Genomic DNA, 23,165 nt, shown 5'->3' on the forward strand with positions numbered 1-23,165 from the left:
CTCAGCCCGAGGCCGACCCGGCGGCCACGGCGGGTGCTCCACCCGACCGCGCCCTGCGCCGCCCCGTCCGGCGGCGCAGGGCGCGGGCCGCCGGCGCCAGGGTGCAGAGGGCCGAGAGCGCGGCGCACACTCCGGCGACCGCACCCATCGGGAGCCAGGGCACGACCACCGGCGAGTCGACTCCGAGGACCGCCAGGGCGGCGCGCATGCCCGCCAGGTTGACCGCGGTGACCACCGTCCCCAGGAGGGCTCCCACCGCGGCCGCGAGCAGGGATTCGGCCGTCGTCACCGCGAGGACCTGGCCGCGGGTCGCCCCGGCCAGCCGGAGCAGGCGCAGATCCCCGGCCCGGTCGGAGGTGGCCATCAGCAGGGTGTTGGCCAGCGCGATCGCCGTGTAGACCAGGGCGATGCCGAGGACCAGGATGTAGCCGAGCACCGTGAAGCGGTTCGTCCGCGGGTGCGTCGCCGTCAGCCACTCCTCCGTGGTGTGAGCCGTGGCCCCGTACCGGGCCGCCGCCTCGCGGACCGCGGGCGCCGCGGCGGCGGGGGCCTTGACCTCGATGCGCGAGACCTTCGCGCCGGGCGCGTTGCGCGGGGTGACGTAGGCCCCGTTGTCGCCGGTGCCCGTCCGCATCACGGCCACGATCCGCAGCCGGGCGGCGGTGCCGTCCGCCAGCCACATCGGCACCGAGTCACCGACCCGGTGCTGCCACCACTCCTCCGTGACGATGATGCCGCCGTCGTCCAGGTCCGCGACCGAACCCGCCACCACCGGCAGCCGGGAGACCTCCGCCAGCGCCGCCGGGTCGACCGCCGAGGCCTCCGTCGGCACCTTCACGAACCCCTCCTCCAGCACCGTCAGCCGGGTGTCGGCCACCGCGAGGGCGTTCCTCGCCGGGACGCCGGCGATCCCCGCGGACTGCGGCAGCCGCCCGCCGGTCAGTACGTAGTCCGCGCCGGTCCGGGCACGGGCCTCCACCGCCTTCGCCTCCTTCAGGGTCGAGGCCGAGCCCAGCAGCGATCCGGTCAGCGCGACCATCACCAGCACCGGCGCCGCCACCGCGGCCGTCCGGCGGACCCCGGCGCCGGCGTTCGCCCGCACCAGCCGGCCCGAGTAGGAGGTCAGCCGGGCCGGGACCCACATCAGCAGCCGCACGACGGGCCGTACGAGCACCGGAGCCAGCAGTCCGCACGCCGAGATCAGCAGCATCGGCTGCCAGGTGTACGTCTTGCGCTTGAGCAGCGAGCCCGGGTCCGCGCCGAGCCGCCACCCCACGAAGGCGACCGCGCACAGCAGCAGCCCGCCCCCGGCCACCCAGCGCCCGGGAGTCATGGGCCGCTCGTCGGTCACGGCCTCGCGCAGCGCCTCCAGGGGACCGACCCGGCCGGCCCGCCGGGAAGCGGCGTACGCACCCGAGAGCGCGACCAGCAGTCCCGTCCAGAACGCCGTGTGCAGCGGCCAGGTCTGGTCCCCGATCGCGTACCCGGCGGGCGCCAGCCCCTGCGCCACGGCCCAGCGGGCCATCAGCGGGGCACCCTCCCGGCCCAGGACGAGCCCGGCCGCGGACCCGGCCAGCCCGACCGCCGCCGCCTCCGTCATCACCAGCCGCCGCAGCTGCCCCGGCGTCGACCCGGCCAGCCGCAGCAGCCCCAGCTCGCGGCGGCGCGCGGCCACGGCGTAGGAGAAGGTCGACGCCACCACGAAGGCCGCCACGAACGAGCTCACCCCGCCCGCCGTGCCCAGCATCGAGTTGAGGCCCACGACCTCGGCCCCCGCCGGCAGCCCGGTCGACGCGGCCAGCCCCAGCCCCATGACGGTCATCAGCGCGACCCCCAGGGCCACCGCCGTGAACGTTCCCACCTGTGTCATCCACCGCCGCCGCAGCGACCTCAACGCGATCTTCAGCATGGTTCCCAGCCAACCGGCCGCGCGGCCCCCGGTCAGCGGGGCAGGGGCGAGTCCCGAAGGTATGGCCAGCCCTACCGCACCGCCCGCGCCCGCCGCCTACCGTGAACCCATGCCGCCTTCCCTCTTCGGCCCGGAACCCGGCCGGTACCTGCGCTCCGCCCGGCCCTGGCGCGCCGCCGGCTACCTGCTCGGCGGCGGCATCACCGGAGCCCTCGCCTTCGTCGTGCTGATCCTGCTCGCCGTCTGCGGGACGGTGCTCGCCGTCGTTCTGGTGGGGCTCCCGCTGCTCGCCGCGCTCGCGCTGTCCGGCGTACCGTTCGCGGCGGTGGAGCGCCGCCGGCTGCGGCTGCTCGACCCCGGCTCCGCGCCCCTGCCCGACCCGCACCGCGATCCGGACCGTACGGGGCTCGCGGCGTGGGCCGGCACCCGCTTCCGCGAGCAGGCGACCTGGCGGGAACTGGGCTACGCGGTGCTGGCCGCCACCCTCCTGTGGCCGCTGGAACTGATCGCCGTCGCCGCCGCGCTCCTCGTCCCGGCCGACCTCCTCGCGACCCCGGTCCTGCTCGCCCTCGACGGGGAACAGGCCAACCCCCTCAAGATCCACGGCATCACCGGCTACCCCGAGGCCCTGCTGTGCGCCGCCGTCGGCCTGCTGCTCCTCCCGCTCCTCCTCTACGCGCTCGGCGCGGTGGCGGCCGCCCGCGCGGCCCTGGCCCGGCTGATGCTCGGCCCCGGCCCGGGCGACCTGGCCGTCAAGGTCACCGAGCTGACCAGCTCCCGGGCCCGGCTGGCGGCCGCCTTCGACGCCGAGCGGCGGCGCATCGAACGGGACCTGCACGACGGCGCGCAGCAGCGGCTCGTCGCACTGTCCATGACGCTGGGCCTGGCCCGGCTCGACGCCCCGCCCGGCAGCCCGCTCGCCGCGCAACTGGCCGCCGCGCACGCCGAGGCCGGGCAGGCGCTGACCTCGCTGCGCGAACTCGTCCACGGGATCCACCCGCAGGTGCTCAGCGACCGGGGCCTGCCCGACGCCGTCGCCGACATCGCCGACCGCTCGCCGATCCCGGTCGACACCGACTTCGACCTCCCCGGCCGGCTGCCCGAACAGGCCGAATCCGCCGGGTACTTCTTCGTCAGCGAGGCCCTGGCCAACGCCGCCAAGCACAGCGGGGCGGGCCGGATCGCCGTCACCGGCCGGCACGACGGAACCCGCCTCACCGTGGAGGTGTCCGACGACGGCCGCGGCGGTGCGGACGCGGGGCGCGGGAGCGGACTCACGGGACTCGCCGACCGGGTGTCCGTCGTGGACGGCAGACTGACCCTGACCAGTCCTCCCGGAGGCCCGACCCTGTTGCGTGTGGAGATCCCTTGCGTTCCGAAAACACCGAAGGAACCGAAGACCCGCTGACCCCGGCGGACCGTGCGGGAGCCGCCCGGCAGCCGCTGCGCGTGGTCCTCGCCGAGGACTCCGTGCTGCTCCGCGAGGGCCTCGTCGGCCTGCTCGCCCGTTTCGGCCACCGCACGGTGGCGGCCGTCGGCGACGCCGCGGCCCTCGAAGCCGCCGTCGCCGAGCACCGGCCGGACATCGTCGTCACCGACGTGCGGATGCCCCCGGACCACACCGACGAGGGACTGCGCGCGGCCGTGCGGCTGCGCGAGACCCGGCCGGACCTGCCCGTCCTGGTCCTCTCCCAGTACGTGCAGCGCTCGTACGCCGCCGAGCTGCTCGACTCCGGCGACGGGACGGCCGTCGGGTACCTGCTCAAGGACCGGGTCGGGCAGGTGGAGGAGTTCCACGACGCGGTCGCGCGGGTGGCCGCCGGCGGGACCGTGGTCGATCCCGAGGTGGTGCGCCGGCTCATCAGCCGCCGCCGCGACCCCCTGGAGCGGCTGACGGCCCGCGAGCGGGAGGTGCTCGCGCTGGTCGCCGAGGGGCATTCCAACGCCGAGGTGTCCCGCCGGCTCACCGTCTCCGAGGCGGCGGTCGGCAAGCACATCGGGAACATCCTGATGAAGCTCGACCTGCCCCCGGCGCAGGAATCCCACCGCCGGGTCCTCGCCGTCCTGGCCTACCTGCGGGGCTGACGGCGGGAGCGGGCGCCGTTCAGGTTCCGGACGGCCGGGATTCGGATCATGTTTTTGCGTTGATTTGGAACTGTCCGGGGGATTCACACATCAGGACTAGGGGGATCCCAGTCCCTTCTGTCCCACCGGGGGGCAGTCATGACCGTTCGGAGCGAAGTTCGTGCACCAGGACCCGCAGCGCCCGCGGCCCGATGACCAGCCGTACCAGTCGAACCAGCCGTACCCGCCGTACCAGTCGAACCAGCCGTACCGACCCGACGACAACGCCGCCCACGGCAACGAGGCGTACCGCGACGAGCCGTACGTCCCCCCGCACATACCCGGGCCCCCCGCCGGCCCCGGTTCGCACGAGCCCCCGCGGCCGCCCCGCCGGCCCCGCTCCCGCCGCGTGCTGTGGACCAGTGCGGCCGTGGCCTTCGTGCTCGTCCTCGGCGGCGGTGGCTTCGCCGCCTGGAAGCTGGAGTGGTTCTCCGGCAACGGCTCCTCGGTGAGCTTCGGCAAGACCCCGCCCCCCGGCGCCGCGGAGCCGGAGAAGGGCAGCCCGGGGCAGGCCCCCGCGAGCCCGCCCGCACCGACCGGCGACCCGGACGTGCAGCCGGCGACCGGCCCGGCCTCCGAGTTCAAGCAGACCACCAAGCTCGACGACGGCACGATCATCGCCAAGACCCGCCTCAAGGGCGCCAAGTCCGGCTTCGAAGGCGACGTCTGGGTGTGGACGCCCAAGGAGTACGGCGAGGCGAAGTACGCCAAGAGCGGCTTCCCGGTGCTCATCGCGCTCCCCGGCGGCAACGGCTTCCCGAACAACTACTGGGCCGACCGCAGCCTCGGCCTCCAGAAGGCCATCAGCGACGGCGTCCAGGCCGGCACCAGCCTGCCGTTCATCGTGATCATGCCGGTGCTCAACCCGGACGCGAAGTACTACTACGACGGCTCCGACATCCCCGGCCAGCCCAAGATGGGCACCTGGATCGCCGAGGACGTCCCGGACTTCACCCGCGCCAACTTCCGTACGTACAAGTCCCGCGACGGCTGGGCCTTCATGGGCTCCTCCTCCGGCGCCTTCGTCGGCATGAAGCAGGTCCTCCAGCACCCGGACAAGTTCAAGGCCGTGATCGCCAGCGGCGGCGAGATCGTCCCCGACTCCCCGCTCTGGAAGGGCCACCAGGCGGACATGGACGCGAACAACCCCGAGAAGCTCGCCCAGAAGCTGATCGACACGGGCGGTCCCGAGGTCTACGTCAACTTCCAGATCGGGACCAAGGAGAGCGGCAAGGACCGCATGACGCAGTTCCAGCAGAAGTACGCCAAGGGCCCGATCAAGATGACCATCCGGGACATCCAGAACGGCGAGCACAACGGCTGGCACTACGTCCGCGGCATGAAGGAAGGCTCGCTGGAGTGGGTCAGCAAGGTGCTCAAGGGGCCGAAGCCCGAGACGGGCTGACCGCGATCGGACGCACCCGCCCGGGGGAGCGGCCGCCCCGCGCACCGCGCACGGCGCGCGTCCCCGGCGTGGCCCTCGCCACGTCCACCGCTCCCAGGCAACCCATCCGGTCGTTCCTACCTCTGTTAAGGATGTGAGGGGGACCAAACGGTCCAACCCGCGCTCCCAGGGAGCGCCGGAGAAGGAACGGGAACGATCCGTGCACCAAGACCTGCAGGGTGACGGCGCCGCCACGACCGGGGACGCCGGGGCCACGACCGAGGGCGGCGCCGCCGCGGCCGGGGACGGCGGAGCCGCGACGGGGGCCGCCGCGACGACCGGGGGCCGCCGCCCCGGGCGCCGGCTGCGCCTGATCCTGATCAGCGGGGGGCTCGGTCTCACCCTCGTGGCGGGCGGCGGGGCGGCCGCGTACCACTACGGGCTCTTCTCGGACGTGGGCGATCCCGTGTCGTTCGGGAAGCCCAAGCCCGCGGCCTCCACCGCCTCCGACACCGGGCCCGGCGTGCGCATGCCGACCGGGCCGAAGGCCGAGTTCGTCCGGACCTCCCGGCTGCCGGACGGCACCCAGATCGCCAAGACCACCCTGACGGGCAAGAAGTCCGGATTCACGGGCGACGTGTGGGTGTGGGTGCCGAAGGAGTACGACGACCCGGCGTACGCCGACAGCGCCTTCCCGGTCCTGATCTCCCTGCCCGGCGGCCGCGGCTACCCCACGAACTACTGGGGGACGGGCCCCGGCCTCGGCCTCCAGCAGGCCGTGAGCGACGGGGCGAAGTCCGGCAAGAGCCTGCCCTTCATCCTGGTCATGCCGGTGCACAACGCCGACACCAAGAACCATTTCGACGCCTCGGACATCCCCGGAGAGCCCAAGATGGGCACCTGGATGGTCGAAGACGTCCCGGATTTCACGAAGGCCAATTTCCGGACCTTCACCTCCCGCGACGGGTGGGCCTTCATGGGCTCCTCGGCGGGCGGATTCGGCGCCTTCAAGCACGTCCTGAAGTACCCCGACCGCTTCAAGGCGGCCATCGCGAGCGGGGTCGACATCGTCCCCGATTCCCCGCTGTGGAAGGGGAACACGCAGGCCATGGACGAGAACAACCCCGAGAAGCTCGCCGCGAAGCTGATCGCGGCGGGCGGCCCGGACGTCTACGTGAACTTCCAGATCGGCACCGCGGAATCCGGCCGGGACAAGGCCGAGCGGTTCATGAAGGACTACGGCAAGGGTCCCGTGCACACCACCCTGCAGGTGATCCAGGATGGTGAGCACAACGGGAAGTCGTACGTACGCGGGATGAGGGAGGGCGCACTGGAGTGGATCAGCAAGGTGATGTCCGCACCCACCCCGAAGCCCCGGCCGGCCCCGAGCGGCGGCGCGAGCGGCGCCGCCTCGCGGTGAGCCCCGGCCTCAAGGGGATCGGGATCGTCTCGGCCGCCCTCGCGGGGGTCGCGGCGCTGCTCGCGGTGGTGTTCGTCGAGGACTCCGGCGGCTACGAGGACCGCGGAGTGCTCCCCTTCCCGACCGTCGGCGTCCTCATGGCCAACGGCGAGCACTGGTGCACGGCCAGCGTCGTCGACAGCCCGCAGGGCAATGTCGTCGCCACCGCCGCGCACTGCGTGGCTCCGGCCGGCGAGGACGGGCGGCCGGGCGAGGCCGCGCACGACGGGCTGGCCATCGGCGAGCTCGCCTTCGCCCCCGCCTTCTCCGGCGGGGGCTCCGGGCAGCGGCCGCTCGGGGTGTGGAAGGTGCGCTCCGTCCAGGTCGACGAGCGCTGGTCGAAGTGGGGCGAGGACACCGCCGACTTCGCCTTCCTCAGCGTCGAACCGGACGCGGAAGGGCGCAGCCTGCAGGAGGTCGTCGGACGCGGGGAGGCCCCGAAGCCCGTCTGGACCTCCGGCTACGAGCGGGAGGTGACCGTCGTCGGCTATCCGGAGTCCGAGCACAACCCCGAGAACAAGCCCGTCGCCTGTACGACGCAGAGCCGGCACGACGAGGACGACCCCGCCATGCTCTACATCAACTGCTCGGGGTTCTGGACGGGGACCAGCGGCAGCCCGTGGATCGCCGACCGCGGCGGTCCGGGGCGGCCGGGGCAGCTCATCGGGGTGCTGAGCGGCGGGGACACCGACGTGGACTCCACGGCCGCGCTGTTCGACGACCGGGCGAAGGCCCTGTACGAGCGGGCGGCGAAGCCCACGGGCTGAGGCCCGCCCGGCGGGCCCGTCAGCCGCGGCGCTCGGTGCTCACGATCACGCACACTGCCGCCACGACGATCGCGCCACCGAGCAGGATCGGCCAGGTCAGGGCCTCGTCGAGGATGAGCCAGCCGAGGGCGACGGCCACGACGGGATTCACGTAGGCGTACGTGGCCACCAGCGAGAGCGGAGCCGCGCGCAGCAGCCACACGTACGCGGTGAAGCCGACGAGCGAGCCGAACAGCACGAGGTAGCCGAGGGCGAGCCAGGACGCGGTGGAGTACGAGGTGAGGTCCAGCCCGTGCTGTTCGCCGCGGCACAGGCCGACGAAGATCCCGCCGGCCCCGCCCGCGAGCATCTGGTACGCGCTGCCGGTGAAGGGGTTCTCGGGCAGGGTCAGCTTCGCCGCCGAGAACGAGCCGAGCGCCCAGCACACCGAGCCGGCCAGCACCAGGAGCGCCCCGCCGAGCGCGATGTCCCCGCCGAGCCCCGGGCTGGTCAGGACGGCGAGCCCGCCGAGGCCCAGCAGCACCCCGGCCAGGGTGCGGGGGGAGGGGCGGTCGCCGGAGCCGGCGCGCAGGACGACCAGCCACATCGGTACGGCGGCCACCAGGAGGGCGGCGAGCCCCGAGGGGATCGTGGTCTCGGCGAGGACGACGAGGCCGTTGCCGCCGAGGACCAGCAGCAGCCCGACCACGACGGCGGAGCGCACCTCGCCGCGGGTGGCCTTGAGGGCGGCCGGGCCGTCGCGCCAGGCGACGATGCCGGCCAGGATCAGGCCGGCGGTGATGAAGCGGGCTCCGGCGGAGAGGAACGGGGGCATGGTCTCGACGACGATCCGGATGCCGAGGTAGGTCGAACCCCAGACGACGTAGACGAGGGCGAGGGCGATCCAGACACGGGTCGTTGAGGTGCGCATGACGCGGAGCCTATGTCGTTGCCCCTTGCACCCATCGGGGGGTCCCCGGACCGGGGCGCTCCGGTCGGGCCGCCCCGGTCAGGCCCCGGTCAGCCCGCCCCGGTCAGGCCGCCGGCGCGGCCAGTCCCGTCTTGGCGCCCGCGCCGCAGAGCGGGACCACCGCAGTACGGCCCTGGAGGGGGTCGTCGGGGGCGGTGGGGCCGACCGCGGCCCAGCAGGCGGCGGCCGTGGGTTCCACGAAGAGGCCGCGCCGGGCCAGATCGAGCTGGGCCGCGCGGACTTGCTCGTCGGTGACGGTCAGGAAGGTCCCGCCGGACTTGCGGACGGCCGCCAGGATCTGGCGGGCCCGCGGCGGCGCCGGGATCGCGATCCCCTCGGCCAGGGTGGGGAGCTGGGGGACGGCTTCGGCGTCCTCGGCGCCCGCGTGGAAGGCGGAGGCCAGCGGGGCGACGGCCGCCGACTGGACGGCGATCAGCGTCGGCGGGCGGACCCCGCGGCGGGCCAGCTCCTCCACCGCCAGCGCGGCCCCGAGCAGCAGCGTGCCGTTGCCGACCGGGACGACGACCACCTCGGGCAGGTGGCCGCCGAGCGCCTCCCAGACCTCGTAGACGTACGTCTTGGTGCCGTGCAGGAAGTACGGGTTGAAGACGTGGCTGGCGTAGAACACCCCCGGCAGGTCGGCCGCTTCGCGGGCCGCCACCGCCGCCGCCTCGCGGCCGCCCGGCACCACCGTCACCGTCGCGCCGTGCGCGCGCATCTGCTCCGTCTTCTTCGGCGAGGTGCCCTCCGGCACGAAGACCTCGCAGGTCAGTCCGGCCCGCGCGCAGTAGGCCGCGAAGGCGGTACCGGCGTTGCCGCTGCTGTCCGCCACGACCCGCTCCGGCCCCAGCCGGCGCGCGAGCTCCGCGAGCATCACCGCACCGCGGTCCTTGAAGGACAGCGTGGGCATCAGGAAGTCGAGCTTGGCGTGCACCCGCTCGGACAGCGGCACCAGCGGAGTGTTCCCCTCCGCCAGCGTGACGCCGAAGGCCCCGGTGATCGGCAGTGCGCAGCCGTAGCGCCAGAGCGAGTTGGGGCCGGCTGCGGGATCCAGCGCGGCGGCCGGATCGGGGGCGAAGTCGAGGTCCCACGGACCACCGCAGACCGGGCAGCACCAGGGCGCCGTCCGCACGTCGGCACGGGTGCCGTCCTCGGCGCAGACGTAGCCGGGTAGTGCGTGCGTCATGTGCGGTGAGCCTTTGCTCGTTCATGGCTGAGGTATGGCACGGATGTTACGCGTTCGTTGTCCTCTTGTGGTGGAGCGACTCCGTGCGCCAACCTTTCGTCAGCGGCGCATCGTTGGGCCGAATTGTTTGTCATGAGCATGGCTAAAAGTCATGCCCTGACGGCGGAGCCCACCGGCCGCGCACCCCCCGCAACGCACGACCTATGAGGAGGACCCCTCACATGTCCGCCACGCGTCACACCCGCCGGATCGCCGGCATCGGAGCGACCGCCACCCTGGCCCTCGCTCTAGGAGCCGCCCTCGCGTTACCCGCCTCCGCGGCTCCGCTCGCCCCGGAAGGCGTCATCGAGAACGCCGGTGCGCAGGGCACCATCTCCGGCAGCTACATCGTGACCCTGAACGACTCCGCCGCCCGGTCCACCGCCGACAGCGGAAAGGCCGTGGCCAAGCGGTACGGCGCGAGGATCGACCGGACCTACAGCGCGGCCCTCAACGGTTACTCCGTCGAGGTCTCCGAGGCGCAGGCCAAGAAGCTCGCCGCGGACCCCGCCGTCAAGTCGGTCGTGCAGAACCGGGTGTTCACCGTCGACGCCACTCAGCCGAACCCGCCCTCCTGGGGCCTGGACCGGATCGACCAGGCCGCGCTCCCGCTGAACCAGAGCTACACCTACCCGGACAAGGCCGGCGAGGGTGTGACGGCGTACATCATCGACACGGGCGTGCGGAAGACGCACCAGGACTTCGGCGGCCGCGCCGCCGACGGCTACGACGCCATCGACAACGACAACACCGCCCAGGACGGCCACGGCCACGGCACGCACGTCGCCGGCACCGTCGCGGGCACCGCGTACGGCGTGGCCAAGAAGGCGAAGATCGTCGGCGTCCGCGTCCTCAACAATCAGGGCTCGGGCACGACGGCCCAGGTCGTGGCCGGCATCGACTGGGTGACCCAGAACGCCGTCAAGCCGGCCGTGGCGAACATGTCGCTGGGCGGCGGCGCGGACTCCGCGCTCGACACCGCCGTGCGCAACTCCATAGCCAGCGGCATCACCTACGCCGTCGCGGCGGGCAACGAGACGGCCAACGCCTCCACCAAGTCCCCGGCGCGCGTCGCCGAGGCGATCACGGTGGGCGCCACCACCAGCACGGACGCCAAGGCCAGCTACTCCAACTTCGGCACCGTCCTGGACCTCTTCGCCCCGGGCTCCTCGATCACCTCCACGTGGGGCACGGGCGACACGGCCACCAACACCATCTCGGGCACCTCGATGGCCTCTCCGCACGTCGCGGGCGCGGCCGCCCTCTACCTCGCGGACAACCCGGGCAGCACCCCGGCCCAGATCTCCGCGGGCCTCGTCGCCGCCTCGACCCCGAACGTGGTGACCAGCCCCGGCACCGGCTCCCCGAACCGCCTGCTCCGCGTCGGCACCGGTACCACCCCGCCCAACCCGGGCACCCGCTTCGAGAACCTGAACGACTACGCGATCGCCGACAACGCCACCGTCGACTCGCCGCTCACCGTCAGCGGGATCTCCGGCAACGCCCCGGCGACGCTGAGCGTCTCGGTCGACATCAAGCACACCTACATCGGTGACCTGAAGGTCGACCTCGTCGCCCCCGACGGCACCCTGTACAACCTGCACAACCGCACCGGCGGCAGCGCGGACAACATCATCAAGACCGTCGCGGTCAACGCCTCCTCCGAGGTGGCCAACGGCGTGTGGAAGCTCCGGGTCAACGACAACGCGAACATCGACACCGGAAAGATCGACTCCTGGGCGCTGCAGTTCTGACGCTCGGGTTCCGACGCTCCGGTTCCGACGCTCGGGTTCTGATGCCCGGGCGGTAGGGACGCGGTGAACCGGCGGGGGCGACCGTTTCGACGGTCGCCCCCGCTGCGTACCATTCGCGCATTCGTTCGCCCGCTTCCTGGAGCACCGTGAGCACCCAGCCCCCGCACCACTGGCCCGCCCCGCCCCCGCAGGGGTACGGGTACGGGCCGCCCCCGCTCAACGGCTTCGCGCTCGCCTCCCTACTCGTCGGGCTGCTCTGCTTCCCGCCTCTGGGCGTCGTCTTCGCGCTCGTGGCCCTCGTACAGGTGAAGAAGAAGGGCGAACGGGGCGGAGCGCTGGCCGTCTGGGGGCTGGTGGTCTCGCTGGTGATGAGCGTCGCCGCCGTCCTAGCCGTCCCCGCGGCCGTACGGGCCGTGGACGCGCTCGACGAACGGAGCGGCTCCCGGCGCGGAGCGGGGGCCTACGGGGCCGTGGCGGGCACCCTCGTGGACGCGGCCGAACTGCGCGTCGGGCACTGCTTCAACGTCCCGGACGGGGACCTGCTCGCCGAGGACGCCCCCGTGTACCGGATCGACTGCGCCGAGGTCCACGACGCGGAGGTCACCTCCGCGACCTCGATGACCGAAGAGCGGTTCCCGGGCGTGCATCAGGTGCGGGACACCGCGATGCGGGACTGCTGGCGCGCGCAGGACGCGTACGCGATGGACACCTGGGCCCTGCCCTCGTCCGCGGGCATGTACTACTTCGCGCCCTCGCGCGGCAGCTGGAGCGACGGGGACCGGCGGATCGTGTGCGTGATCGGCACGGAGCGCGGGGAGCAGCGCGGCAGCCTGCGCAACGACGCCGGCACGCTGAGGCCAGAGCAAGTGGCCTTCCTCCGGGTCATGAGAGGCGTGGACGCGGCGCTGCTGGAGCAGCCGGACGAGGACGTGGCCGACGCGCTGCCCTCCTACCAGGGCTGGGCGCGGGAGATGGACAAGGCGCTGGGCGCCGAGGCGCGGTTCCTGGACACGGTGAAGGGGCGGCCCGAGCTGGCCGGTCCGGCCGGGGTGCAGCGGGAGCGGCTGGAGGTCGCACGGCTCGCGTGGCAGCAGGCGGCGCGGGCGAGGACCGAGGACGCGTTCCTGGACGCGTGGGACCGGGCGGTCGCCGCACTGCCGGTCGCGGTGGAGAAGGCGCTGCGCGGGGCGTACGGGCTGTCGACGACGGTTCCCGAGTGGCTGGCGGAATCCGAGGGGAACACCTCGCCGGGTCCCGCGCGGAGCCCTTCGCGGGAGTCCGCGTAACGCGTGGGTTTGGGTGACCTGGCTTCATCACTTCGGGTGAAACTCTGGCCCTTGCTTGCGAGGGACAACCGTCGGTTGCCAGGGTGTAGCTGTCTGTCAACCTGATGGGAGTGGCCTGTGACTTTCGGCGAGCAGCCGGCCTATCTGCGCGTCGCCGGGGATCTGCGACGGAAGATCGTCGATGGGTCCCTGCCTCCGCACGCCCGGCTCCCTTCACAGGCCCGGATCCGTGAGGAGTACGGGGTCTCCGACACAGTGGCCCTGGAGGCGCGCAAGGTCCTCATGGCGGAGGGCCTGGTCGAGGGCCGGTCCGGATCCGGCACGTACGTACGCGAACAACCCGTCCCGCGGCGCGTCGCCCGCTCCGGCTACCGCACCGGCGGGGCCTCGACCCCCTTCCGGCAGGAACAGGCGGAGGCGGGCGCCCGCGGCACCTGGGACTCCAGCAGCGAACAGGCCGCCGCCCCGGCGGACATCGCGAAACGGCTCGGCATCGAACCGGGCGAGCGGGTGATGCGGACGCGGTACGTCTACCGCGACGCGGGCGAGGCGATGATGCTGTCGACCTCCTGGGAGCCGCTGACGGTGACCGGGCGGACGCCGGTGATGCTGCCGGAGGAGGGGCCGCTCGGGGGCGCGGGGGTCGTCGACCGGATGGCGGCGATCGACGTGGTCGTCGACAACGTGGTGGAGGAGGTCGGGGCACGCCCGGGCCTGGCGGAGGAGAGCATGCAGCTCGGCGGGGTGCCGGGGCACGTGGTCCTGGTGATCGGGCGCACGTACTTCGCGTCCGGCCGCGCCGTGGAAACCGCCGACGTCATCGTCCCGGCCGACCGCTACCGCCTGGCGTACCACCTGCCGGTGAGGTGAACCCGGGGGGTGCCGGTTCCCTGGCGGGCGGGCGGCGGCACCCGGGGGTGCGCTGCCCCGTGCAGCCTGCGGCGCCGTTGCCGGGGGCCAGCCCCCGGACCCGCTCCTCAAACGCCGGAGGGGCTGGATTTGGCTGACGCCAGCCTGCACGTGTGCGCAGCCCTTGGCCGAATCCAGCCCCGCCGGCGTTTGAGGCGCGGGGGCTCGGGGGCGGAGCCACTGCGAGGTCGGCGTCAGCCAAATCCAGCCCCTCCGGCGCTTGAGGAGCGGGGGCTCGGGGGCTGGCCCCCGCAACGGCGGCGAGCCGGATGGCTCCGGCGGAGCCCCGCTGCGGTGTTCCGGAACCCGGACAGGGGGTGTCGGGGGGTGTAACCCCGCCGTGACGCGCGGTGCGGGGGTGTAACCCCCGGGCAATGCCCAAGGGTGACGGGCCGTCACGTAAGCGGCCTACCTTCCGGCGGTATGACCGATACCGCCACCACCCCCGCACCCCCGGCGCAGCCACCCCGCAGGAGCTACGCCAAGCTCGCCGCCGACGAGAGCCGCGAGGACTACTCGCTCAGGTACGCGCCCCACTCCTTCCGCCGCTGGGGGCCCGGCACCGTCGCCGGCACCGCCCTCGGCGGCATCGCCTACCTCGCCGACTTCGCCATCGGAGCCTCCATCGTCTTCGCCTACGGCTTCACCAGCGGGGCCGCCGCGATCCTGGCGGCCGCCGCCGTCATCTTCCTGACCGGCATCCCCATCGCCCGCGCGTGCGCCACGTACGGCCTGGACATGGACCTGGTCACCCGGGGCGCGGGGTTCGGGTACTTCGGCTCCACCCTCACCTCCCTCATCTACGCCTCCTTCACGTTCATCTTCTTCGCGCTCGAAGGCTCGATCATGGCCCAGGCCATGCACCAGGCCGTCGGACTGCCCCTGGAGATCGGGTACCTGCTCACCACGCTCATCGTCATCCCGATCGTCTTCAAGGGCATGGGCGCCCTCGCCAAGGTGCAGGCCTGGACCCAGCCGATCTGGCTGATCGGGCTGGTCCTGCCCTTCCTCGTGCTCGCCTTCGAGGCCCCCGACGCCTGGGGCGCCTTCGCGCACTTCGGCGGGACGGAAGGGGCCGGCTCCGGCTTCTCCTGGATCGGCTTCGGCTTCGGCACCGGCATCGCGCTCTCGCTCATCGCGCAGATCGGCGAGCAGGCCGACTACCTGAGGTTCATGCCCGCCAAGACTCCGGCCAACAGCCGCCGCTGGAACCTCGCGGTGCTCGCCGCCGGCCCCGGCTGGGTGATCATCGGCGCCGCCAAGCAGCTCGGCGGGGCCTTCCTCGCCTTCGTCGCCCTGGAGGCCGTCGGCAAGACCCACGCGCTGGAGCCGATCGCCCCGCAGCTGGAGGCGCTGCGCCCCTGGCTCGGCGGTCTCGCGCTGCCCGTCGCCGCCGTGTTCGTCATCGTGTCCCAGATCAAGATCAACGTCACGAACGCCTACAGCGGCTCGCTGTCCTGGTCGAACTTCTTCTCCCGGGTCACCCACCGCCACCCCGGCCGCGTCTGGTACATCTTCCTCAACCTCGGCATCGCGCTGACGCTGATGGAGATGAACATGTTCGCGATGCTCGGCAAGCTGCTGGGCTTCTACTCCAACGTGGGCATCGCCTGGATCGTCGCCGTCGCCGCCGACCTCGTGATCAACAAGCGGCTCGGGCTCAGCCCGCCGTACATCGAGTTCAAGCGCGCCTACCTCTACTCGGTCAATCCGGCCGGATTCGGCTCGATGGTGATCGCTTCCACCGTCTCGATCCTCGCCTTCTTCGGCCTTTTCGGGACATACGCCGAGGCCTTCTCCACCTTCATCGCGGCCGGACTCGCGCTCGTCCTCTGCCCGTTGATCGCCTGGGCGACGAAGGGGAAGTACTACCTGGCCAGGCCGAACACGGTCAACGGCCCGGACGCGGCCGTCGAGGACGTCACCGCCACGCACCTCTGCGCCGTCTGCGAGTCCGCGTACGAACTCCCGGACATCGCCGACTGCCCCGTCGTCTCCGGCCCGATCTGCTCGCTCTGCTGTTCCCTCGACGCGACCTGCGGGGACGTCTGCCGCAAGGCGAACCCGGGCGGCGCCGTGATCCTTCCGCTTCCGACCGTGCGCGGGGTCTGAACCGGCGCGCACGGCCCACTCGTACGCATGGCCGGATGCGTACGCCTGCGAGGTACCTCTTCGTGAAAAACCGTATCCGCTGAGTAAAGGTCGGGCGTAGGCTCGGGCATATGCGCAATGCGGTTTCCCGGGCAGGTACGTCGGCGGAGGGTGAAACGCGATGAACGACAGCGGTGCCCTGCTCCCGTGGCTGGTCATACGTGAGGACGACAACGGCAACCGCTACCGGGTGGGCCGGTACTCCACCCGGGCCGAGGCCCAGAAGGTCGCCGACAGCCTCGAAAGCAGAGGGCACAAGCAGCTCTACTGGATCGAGCGGCTCGGTCAGGACAGCACCGCCGGCCGGACCGGCACGAGGAACTGAGCAGTGCGGCGCACCCGTCGCCGCTGCCATAGGCTCCGCCCATGACGGTACGAGTGGTCGTGGGCGGAGCCCTTTGTCATGAGGGGCGCCTGCTGGCCGCCCGCCGGAGCGCGCCCCCGGAGCTCGCCGGCCGCTGGGAGCTCCCGGGCGGCAAGGCCGAGCCGGGCGAATCCGTACCCGAGGCGCTGGTGCGTGAGCTGCGCGAGGAGCTCGGCGTGGAGACCGAGGCGCTGGAGCGGATCCCGGGGGAGTGGCCGCTGAAGCCCGGCCTGGTCCTCCACGTGTGGACGGCCCGGCTGCTCTCGGGCGATCCGCTCCCGCTGGAGGACCACGACGAGCTGCGCTGGCTCCGGCCCGAGGAGCTGGACTCGGTGGACTGGCTCGACCAGGACCGCCCGGCCGTCGCCGAGGCCGGCCGCCGGCTGAGCGCCGATGCGGATGCGGCTGTCGACATCGACGCCGATGTTGACGCCGGGGTTCACGGGGGCGCGTGACGCGCACGCGCTAGGCCGTCTGCGCCACAGTGCGCCGGTCGGTGAGGGGCCGAGTGGTACGACGCCTCGAATATCGGGTATGTCGCTATTAATCCCTATCTCGTACGTGTACACGAGGCTCTGTCCTCCCTGTCGAACCGGACTGGGGTCGCCAGCCGGCCCGGGAAGTGATCGGCGTGATCGACACAGACGGTGAATGCGCCGAATGGGCCTTTCCCGCCGAACCGGGTGCCGTCCGCACCGCCCGCCACGCGGTGCGCGGCACCCTTCGCGACTGGGGTCTCGACTCCGTCGGCGACGTCACCGTACTGCTGGTCAGCGAGCTGGTCACCAACTCCCTGCGGTACGCCTCCGGCCCCATCGGAGTCCGGCTCGTACGGCGCAATCCAGCCGCCCGGGACGCTCCCTCGGGTCCGGCGCTTCTCGTGGAGGTTTCGGATCCGCTTCCGGATCCACCCCGCGAACGCGTCGCCGCACCCGATGACGAGGGGGGGCGCGGACTGCACCTCGTGGCGGTCTCCGCGCAGCGCTGGGGGACCCGTCACGGGAAGTCGGGCAAGACCGTGTGGTTCGAATTGGCTCTTCCTGGTGAGTAACAAGGTGAGGGGCAGTCGACGATCACAAGGCTTGGCTGGAAAACAACGGGATCTTTTTGTGATCGCGAAGGTCGTGTCGTAGAGCGCCGTGGTGCTGAATACTTCGGTCATGGCCGGTCCGGTTGCGGTGAGCTGGAGGGGACGGTCGCGTGAGCGAGATACCTGTACAGGCACATCAGGCCCGTGTGCCCGGGGAAGCGTCTGGGGAGACCTGGCGCGACTCCCTGTGGCACAGCAGCCCGCCTGGCTCGATATATGACTACATAAAGGTCGCTTCCTTCTCGATCGGGCCCGACGGGCTGATCGACCAGTGGAGCCTGCGCGCCGAGGAACTCTTCGGGCTGACCGCGACCGAGGCCGTCGGCCGCGACCCCGTCGACGCCTTCATGCCCCCGGAGCTGCGCGCCGGCGCACACCGCAGGGTGGCCGAGATTCTCGACGGCAAGGAATGGACGGGCCTGATCCCCTTCCGGATCCCCGGCGGCGACGGTGCGCACGGGGTGGCTGAGATCTATGTGATGCCGACCCAGACCGAAACCGCCGAGCGGGCCGCGCTCTGCGTCGTGGTCGACGTACGCGCGCTGCGCCGCATCGAATCCGATCTGGCCGCCTCGCAGGCGATATTCGGCCAATCTCCCTTCGGATTCCTGCTCTTCGGCACGGACCTCACCGTGCAGCGCGCCAACCGCCGCTTCGCGACCGTCTTCGGCGGCGCCGCCGAAGAGCACCGCGGCCGCACCGTCCACGACTACCTGCCCGCCCACGAGGCCGACCGGATGGCCGAGGCGCTGCGCAGGGTCCTGGAAACCGGCGACTCCGTCAACGACCTCCAGATCACCGGCGCCGCCCCCGGCAGCCGGGAGAACCGCCACTGGTCCATCAACCTCTACCGGGTCCACGGCGGCACCGGCCGCCCCATCGGGGTCGCCGGCATCGGCATCGACGTGACCCGCCGCCACCTCGCCGCCCGCGAGGCCGCCGGGGTCCGGCGCAACCTGGCCCTGCTGAACGAGGCCGGACACCGCATCGGCAACTCCCTAGACCTGGAGACCACCGCCCGCGAGCTCCTCGACGTCACCGTCCCCGGCTTCTGCGACCTGGCCGCCGTCGACCTCTACCAGGGGCTGCTGCTCGGCGACGACGACCGCCCCGCCCGCCCGCAGGGACCCGGCGTGCCCAGCCTGCCCGGCCACGGCCCGGGCCGGGCGCCCTCGGCGCCGCTGCGGCGGGTGGCCTTCTCCTCCGCCGTGTCGGACGCCCCGCTGTCCGGTCCGGGCGCGCTGGTCTCCGTAGGGGAGGTCCACCGCTATCCGGCCGGGTCGCCGGGGGCGTTCGCCCTGCGCACGGCGCGGCCGCGGCTGGTGGAGGGCGGCGGACCCGAGTCCGGGGACCTCGTACAGTCCACGCTCGTCGTCCCGCTGGTCGCCCACGACACGGTGGTCGGGCTCGCGCAGTTCTCCCGTACGAAGGGCAGCGAGCCCTTCGGCGAACGCGACCGGGCCGTCGCGGTGGAGCTCGCCGCGCGCGCCGCCGTCTGCATCGACAACGCCCGCCTCTACCGGCGCGAACACGAACGCGCGCTGATACTGCAGCGCAGCCTGCTGCCCCCGGGCGACCCGGAGGCCGCCGGACTCGACATCGCCTGCCGCTACCTGCCGGGCAACGCCGCCACCGAGGTCGGCGGAGACTGGTTCGACGTCATCGAGCTGCCCGGGCACCGCACGGCGCTGGTCGTCGGCGACGTCATGGGCCGCGGGCTGCGGGCGGCCGTGGCCATGGGCGAACTGCGCACCGCCGTACGGACCCTCGCGCTGCTGGACCTGGAACCGGCGGAGGTGCTGACCGCGCTGGACGAGATCGCCCGGGGCCTCGGCGCGCCCGGCGGCTCCCAGCAGGCCTCCCGGGCCGCACTGCACTCGCGGGACGCCGACCGCTCGGAGGTGTACCTCGCGACGTGCGTCTACGCCGTCTACGACCCGGTCACCCGGCGCTGCACCATCGCCAACGCCGGCCACATGCCGCCGGTGCTGGTGGAACCGGTGGAGGAGGGCGGTACGCCCCGCCCCGGGCTGCTGCTGGAGATCCCGACCGGGATGCCGCTGGGCGTGGGCGGTGAACCCTTCGAGGAGGTCGAGGTCGAACTGCCCGAGGGGGCCCTGCTCGCCTTGTACACCGACGGCCTGGTCGAATCCCGGACCCACCCGCTGGAGGAGGGCCTCCGGGGCCTGCGGGACGCGCTGGCCGACCCCGCGCGCCCCCTGGAGGAGGTCTGCGACCACGTCCTGAACACCCTGGACACCCGGCACGGCGAGGACGACATCGCGCTGCTGATGGCCCGGGTCCAGGGCCTCCCGGTGGACGCGGTCGGCGACTGGCAGCTCCCGCGCGAGGCCCGCTCGGTGGGCCGGGCCCGCGAGCTGGCCCGGGCGAAGCTGCCCGCGTGGGGCCTGGAGGGACTGCTCGACACCACGGAACTGCTGGTGAGCGAGCTCGTCACGAACGCCCTGCGCTACGGCGAGGGCGAGATCCGGCTGCGCCTGCTGCTGGACCGAACCCTCGTCTGCGAGGTCTGGGACGCCAACCTGGTCCAGCCCCGCCGCCGCAGGGCGCGGGACACCGACGAGGGCGGCCGCGGCCTCCAACTGGTCGGCCTGCTCTCCGCGGGCTGGGGCACCCGCCGCACCCACCGGGGCAAGACGGTCTGGTTCGAACTCCCGCTTCCGGGCGCGGTGGCGGAATCGGTGACGGAACTCTCGGCGGAGCAACTCCTGAGCATGTACGGGTAGCGGGGCGCCCGGGCCGGCAGCGGCCGGCCCGGGCGGGTGGTGACGGGGAACAGGCCCTCAGGCGGCCCGGCCGGACTTCAGGGCGGCCAGCCGGGCCTCGATCTCCGAGGTCTTGCCGAGGTCGTCCAGGGACTCGAACTGCGCGTCCAGGGAGGAAGCGGCCAGTTCCTGCTTGCCGAGGGCCATGGCCTCCTCGCGGCGGACCTTCTCCTCGAAGCGGGTGATGTCGCTGGTCGGGTCCATCACGTCGATGTTCTTGACCGCGTCCATCATCGTGTTCTGCGCCTGCGCGGTCTTGGCCCGCGACACCAGCTCGTCGCGCTTCGCCGTCAGCTCCGTCAGCTTGGTCTTCATCGAGTCCAGGCCCGACTTCAGCTTGTCGACCACCTCGGTCTGGGCGGCGATCGTCGGCGCGGCCGTCTTCGCCTCCTTCTCCGACTGCATCTGGCGGCCGAGGGCGACCTTCGCGAGGTTGTCGAACTTGTCGGCGTCGGCGGCCGACCCGGACGTCCGCAGCTCGTCGGCCTTCTTGCTCGCCGCGAGGGCCTTGCCGCCCCACTCGGCGGCCGCGTCCACGTCCTCCTTGTGGTCCGCCTCCAGCATCCGCAGGTTGCCGATGGTGGTCGCTACGGCCTGCTCCGCCTCGGAGATGTTGTTCGTGTAGTCGCGGATGAGCTGGTCCAGCATCTTCTGCGGGTCCTCCGCCTGGTCCAGCAGGGAGTTGATGTTGGCCTTGGCGAGCTGGGTGACGCGGCCGAGGATGCTCTGCTTGCTCATGTGCTCTGTCTCCTTGGGAGCGGGGGGAACGGGGGTGAGGGGGAGCGCGTGCGAAGGGAGTGCGTGGGTCAGAAGCGGCCGCCGCCGCCCATGCGGCCGCGGGTGCCGCCGCCGCCGAAGGAGCCGGGGCCGCGTCCGCCGCCCCCGCCGAAGCCGCCGCCGAAGCCGCCGCCCCCGCCGCCGAAGCCGCCCCCGCGGCCGCCGCCGAGGATTTCGCCGAGGATGATCCCGCCGAGCACCGCGCCTCCCATGCCGCCGCCCTGCTGCCGTCCGCCGCCGTACGGGTTCTGGTAGCCCCGTACGTCCTGCTCGGCCAACTGCTGGGCCTGGCGCGCGAGCGAGTCCGCCTGCTGGGCCTCGGCGAGCGCGCCCGCCGGGTCCGAGCCCGCCAGGGACGCGGACCGCTCCAGGTGGCGCTGGGCCTCCGCCAGCCGGGTGCGGGCCTGGCTGCCGATCGCGCCCCGGCTGGTGGTGATGTAGTCGGTGGCCGCGCCGATCGCGCTGCGGGCCGTGAGCAGGGCCTGGTCGAGCAGGGCCGCGGCCCGCTGCCGGCCCGACTCCCGCTCGCGGGCCCCGGCCAGCGCCTCGTCGAGGGCCGCGTCGGCCTCCTCCACGCGGCGCAGGGCGTCCAGCGGGTCGTACCGGCCGGCCTCCTGCTCCTGCCGTACGTCGGCCAGTACGGCCTCCGCCCGGCTGATCCGGCCGCGCAGATCGGCGGTCGAGGAGCCCTCGGTGGTGCCGGTCAGTAGCCCGCGCGCGTCGGCGAGGTCCGTGTCCGTCTCGTTGAGCGCGCCCGGCAGCTTCCCGGCCGCCTCCGCCAGCTCCTGCGCGCGCCGCTCCACCGCGTCGACCAGGGTCGCCGCCTGGTCCACGGCGCCCTCGGCCGCCCGGACGTGCACGGCGGCCTTGCCGTTGTCGCCGGCGCCGATCGCGGCGCGCGCCTCGCCGAGGCTGGTCGTCGCGAACAGCAGCCGGTCCTTGGCCTGTTCGGGGTTGGAGGCCACCGGCGCCGCCGCGGAGTCCGCGTACTGGCGGCCGAGCGCCGTGAGGGTGGCCTCCGCCGTGGTCGTACGGCCCGTCAGGGCGCGGAAGTGGCTCTCCACCGTCGCGAGCGCCTGCGGGGCGTTCTTCTCCAGGTCCCGCAGCCGGTCGAAGTCCTCCGACTCGGCGTCGAGCCGCCGGCTCGCCTCCGTGCAGCGGGCCACGATCTCGTCGAGCATCCGGCGGCGGGTGGCGTCGTCCTCCGGGTACGCGTCGTCGAGCTGCTGGCGCAGCCGGAACGCGGCCGTCAGCTCGCCCTTCCCGAACTCCACCGCCTGGGTGAAGGCCGCCACCGCCTCCTCGCCGAACTGTGCGGTGGCGAAGCCGAGTTCCTCGGTACTGGTGCGGATGGCGTCGTCGGTCTCCACCAGCATGGCCTTGGCCTTGGCGTCCAGCTCCGGCAGCGGGAGGGCGGCGGGGCCCTGCCCGGACCAGCCGGTGGTCTTCGAGCCGCCGCTGCCGCCCGCCGCCTTGCGCTTGCGCCGGGTGTACGCGTACGCCCCGAGGGCGCCGGCCGCGCCGACCGCGACCACCGGGAGGACGAAGTCCCCGGCGCCGCTCTCGCCGCCGCTCGCCGGGGCGCCTCCGGGGTCGGCCTCGCCGGGGACGATGGCCGGCACCGGCACGGGCAGTCCGCCCAGGACGGCGTCGTAGCCGTTGGCGGCGCCGATCGCGGCGCCCGCCCAGTCGTTCTGCTTGAGGGCCGGCTCGATGGCGGTCTGCGCGACCGCCGCGAGCTGCTCCGTGGTGAATCCGGAGTCGACATCGGCCGAATAGGCGTACTGCCGGGCGCCGGTGGCGATGGCCAGCAGGACGTCGTTCTGGCCGAGGCCGTTCTTCTGGGCGGTGGCGTCGGCCCAGCTCTGCGCGGACCGGTCGGAGAAGTCGCGCACGTACGTGACGAACAGCTGGACCTTCCGGTCGGCGTACAGCTTGTCCAGCGCGGCGGTGACCTCGGGCTTGCGGTCGCCCAGGGCGCCCACGCGGTCGGTGATCTGCCCCTGCTGGGACAGGGTGACGGGATCGTCGGCCCGGGCGGCCGGCGCGGCGGCCGTCGTCCAGCCGGTGAGCGCGAGCAGCGCGGCGGCGAGGGCGAGGCCGGTCCGGACGGGTATCTCGGCGGTGATGCGTCTCTTCGTGCTGCTTCTCGGCGGAGTCACATTTGGGAGAGTATGGGCGGTTTACGCCTCCCGCACCCGGAGGCGCACGCCCCAGGGGGTGTCTTGCCG

At 73.0% G+C, this 23,165-nt stretch carries 18 protein-coding genes; 13 read left to right on the plus strand and 5 right to left on the minus strand.

The window, feature by feature from the left end; all coding sequences use genetic code 11:
• Window position 1 precedes the first annotated feature (1 nt).
• Window positions 2-1,861, minus strand: a complete 1,860-nt coding sequence (locus AC061S_RS19715; RefSeq protein WP_478687272.1) for an FtsX-like permease family protein — start codon at window positions 1,859-1,861, stop codon at window positions 2-4.
• A gap of 157 nt (window positions 1,862-2,018) precedes the next feature.
• On the opposite strand from AC061S_RS19715, the gene AC061S_RS19720 reads away from it, so the two are divergent.
• The 5 genes from AC061S_RS19720 (at window position 2,019) to AC061S_RS19740 (ending at window position 7,643) form a co-directional block, all read left to right on the plus strand.
• Window positions 2,019-3,317: a sensor histidine kinase gene (locus AC061S_RS19720; protein WP_478687273.1), complete on the plus strand. Its 1,299-nt coding sequence runs from the start codon at window positions 2,019-2,021 to the stop codon at window positions 3,315-3,317.
• A gap of 35 nt (window positions 3,318-3,352) precedes the next feature.
• Window positions 3,353-3,994 carry a response regulator gene (locus tag AC061S_RS19725; protein ID WP_478687306.1) on the plus strand — a complete coding sequence of 214 codons (642 nt, stop codon included), beginning with the start codon at window positions 3,353-3,355 and terminating at the stop codon, window positions 3,992-3,994.
• A 316-nt stretch (window positions 3,995-4,310) separates the two neighbouring features.
• Window positions 4,311-5,438, plus strand: coding sequence for an alpha/beta hydrolase (locus AC061S_RS19730; protein WP_478687307.1), 1,128 nt, complete (start codon window positions 4,311-4,313; stop codon window positions 5,436-5,438).
• Window positions 5,439-5,637: 199 nt separating this feature from the next.
• Window positions 5,638-6,837, plus strand: a complete 1,200-nt coding sequence (locus tag AC061S_RS19735; protein WP_478687274.1) for an alpha/beta hydrolase — start codon at window positions 5,638-5,640, stop codon at window positions 6,835-6,837.
• Window positions 6,753-7,643, plus strand: coding sequence for a trypsin-like serine peptidase (locus AC061S_RS19740; RefSeq protein WP_478687275.1), 891 nt, complete (start codon window positions 6,753-6,755; stop codon window positions 7,641-7,643). The genes AC061S_RS19735 and AC061S_RS19740 overlap by 85 nt, the downstream gene beginning before the upstream one ends.
• Window positions 7,644-7,662: 19 nt before the next feature.
• Here the strand turns inward: AC061S_RS19740 and AC061S_RS19745 are convergent, their stop codons facing one another.
• Together AC061S_RS19745 and AC061S_RS19750 are read right to left on the minus strand one after the other, a co-directional pair.
• Window positions 7,663-8,553: an EamA family transporter gene (locus AC061S_RS19745; RefSeq protein WP_478687276.1), complete on the minus strand. Its 891-nt coding sequence runs from the start codon at window positions 8,551-8,553 to the stop codon at window positions 7,663-7,665.
• Window positions 8,554-8,656: 103 nt separating this feature from the next.
• On the minus strand, window positions 8,657-9,778 hold the full coding sequence (locus AC061S_RS19750) for a pyridoxal-phosphate dependent enzyme (RefSeq protein WP_478687277.1): 1,122 nt from the start codon (window positions 9,776-9,778) through the stop codon (window positions 8,657-8,659).
• 221 nt (window positions 9,779-9,999) lie between these two features.
• On the opposite strand from AC061S_RS19750, the gene AC061S_RS19755 reads away from it, so the two are divergent.
• The 8 genes from AC061S_RS19755 (at window position 10,000) to AC061S_RS19790 (ending at window position 20,118) form a co-directional block, all read left to right on the plus strand.
• The gene (locus AC061S_RS19755; RefSeq protein ID WP_478687278.1) at window positions 10,000-11,571 is read left to right on the plus strand and encodes a S8 family peptidase; all 1,572 of its coding nucleotides are present in this window, start codon (window positions 10,000-10,002) and stop codon (window positions 11,569-11,571) included.
• Between the two features lie 146 nt (window positions 11,572-11,717).
• Window positions 11,718-12,857 carry a DUF4190 domain-containing protein gene (locus tag AC061S_RS19760; RefSeq protein WP_478687279.1) on the plus strand — a complete coding sequence of 380 codons (1,140 nt, stop codon included), beginning with the start codon at window positions 11,718-11,720 and terminating at the stop codon, window positions 12,855-12,857.
• Between the two features lie 117 nt (window positions 12,858-12,974).
• A complete protein-coding gene (locus AC061S_RS19765) occupies window positions 12,975-13,727 on the plus strand; it encodes a GntR family transcriptional regulator (RefSeq protein ID WP_478687280.1) in 753 nt (250 codons plus the stop codon).
• Window positions 13,728-14,189: 462 nt separating this feature from the next.
• Entirely contained in the window at window positions 14,190-15,878 is a 1,689-nt protein-coding gene (locus AC061S_RS19770; protein WP_478687281.1) for a purine-cytosine permease family protein, read from the plus strand.
• Window positions 15,879-16,038: 160 nt separating this feature from the next.
• Window positions 16,039-16,242: an SPOR domain-containing protein gene (locus tag AC061S_RS19775; protein WP_254382854.1), complete on the plus strand. Its 204-nt coding sequence runs from the start codon at window positions 16,039-16,041 to the stop codon at window positions 16,240-16,242.
• Between the two features lie 41 nt (window positions 16,243-16,283).
• Window positions 16,284-16,736, plus strand: a complete 453-nt coding sequence (locus AC061S_RS19780) for a (deoxy)nucleoside triphosphate pyrophosphohydrolase (protein WP_478687282.1) — start codon at window positions 16,284-16,286, stop codon at window positions 16,734-16,736.
• Between the two features lie 167 nt (window positions 16,737-16,903).
• On the plus strand, window positions 16,904-17,332 hold the full coding sequence (locus AC061S_RS19785; protein WP_327254771.1) for an ATP-binding protein: 429 nt from the start codon (window positions 16,904-16,906) through the stop codon (window positions 17,330-17,332).
• Between the two features lie 185 nt (window positions 17,333-17,517).
• Complete coding sequence (locus AC061S_RS19790) at window positions 17,518-20,118, plus strand: SpoIIE family protein phosphatase (RefSeq protein ID WP_478687308.1); 2,601 nt, start codon at window positions 17,518-17,520, stop codon at window positions 20,116-20,118.
• A 57-nt stretch (window positions 20,119-20,175) separates the two neighbouring features.
• Here the strand turns inward: AC061S_RS19790 and AC061S_RS19795 are convergent, their stop codons facing one another.
• Window positions 20,176-20,895: a PspA/IM30 family protein gene (locus tag AC061S_RS19795; protein WP_478687283.1), complete on the minus strand. Its 720-nt coding sequence runs from the start codon at window positions 20,893-20,895 to the stop codon at window positions 20,176-20,178.
• Between the two features lie 68 nt (window positions 20,896-20,963).
• Window positions 20,964-23,096 (minus strand): TPM domain-containing protein, encoded by a 2,133-nt coding sequence (locus AC061S_RS19800; RefSeq protein ID WP_478687284.1) that lies wholly within the window; start codon window positions 23,094-23,096, stop codon window positions 20,964-20,966.
• Window positions 23,097-23,165 lie beyond the last annotated feature (69 nt).

It is taken from the genome of Streptomyces sp. CA189, from assembly GCF_056428985.1.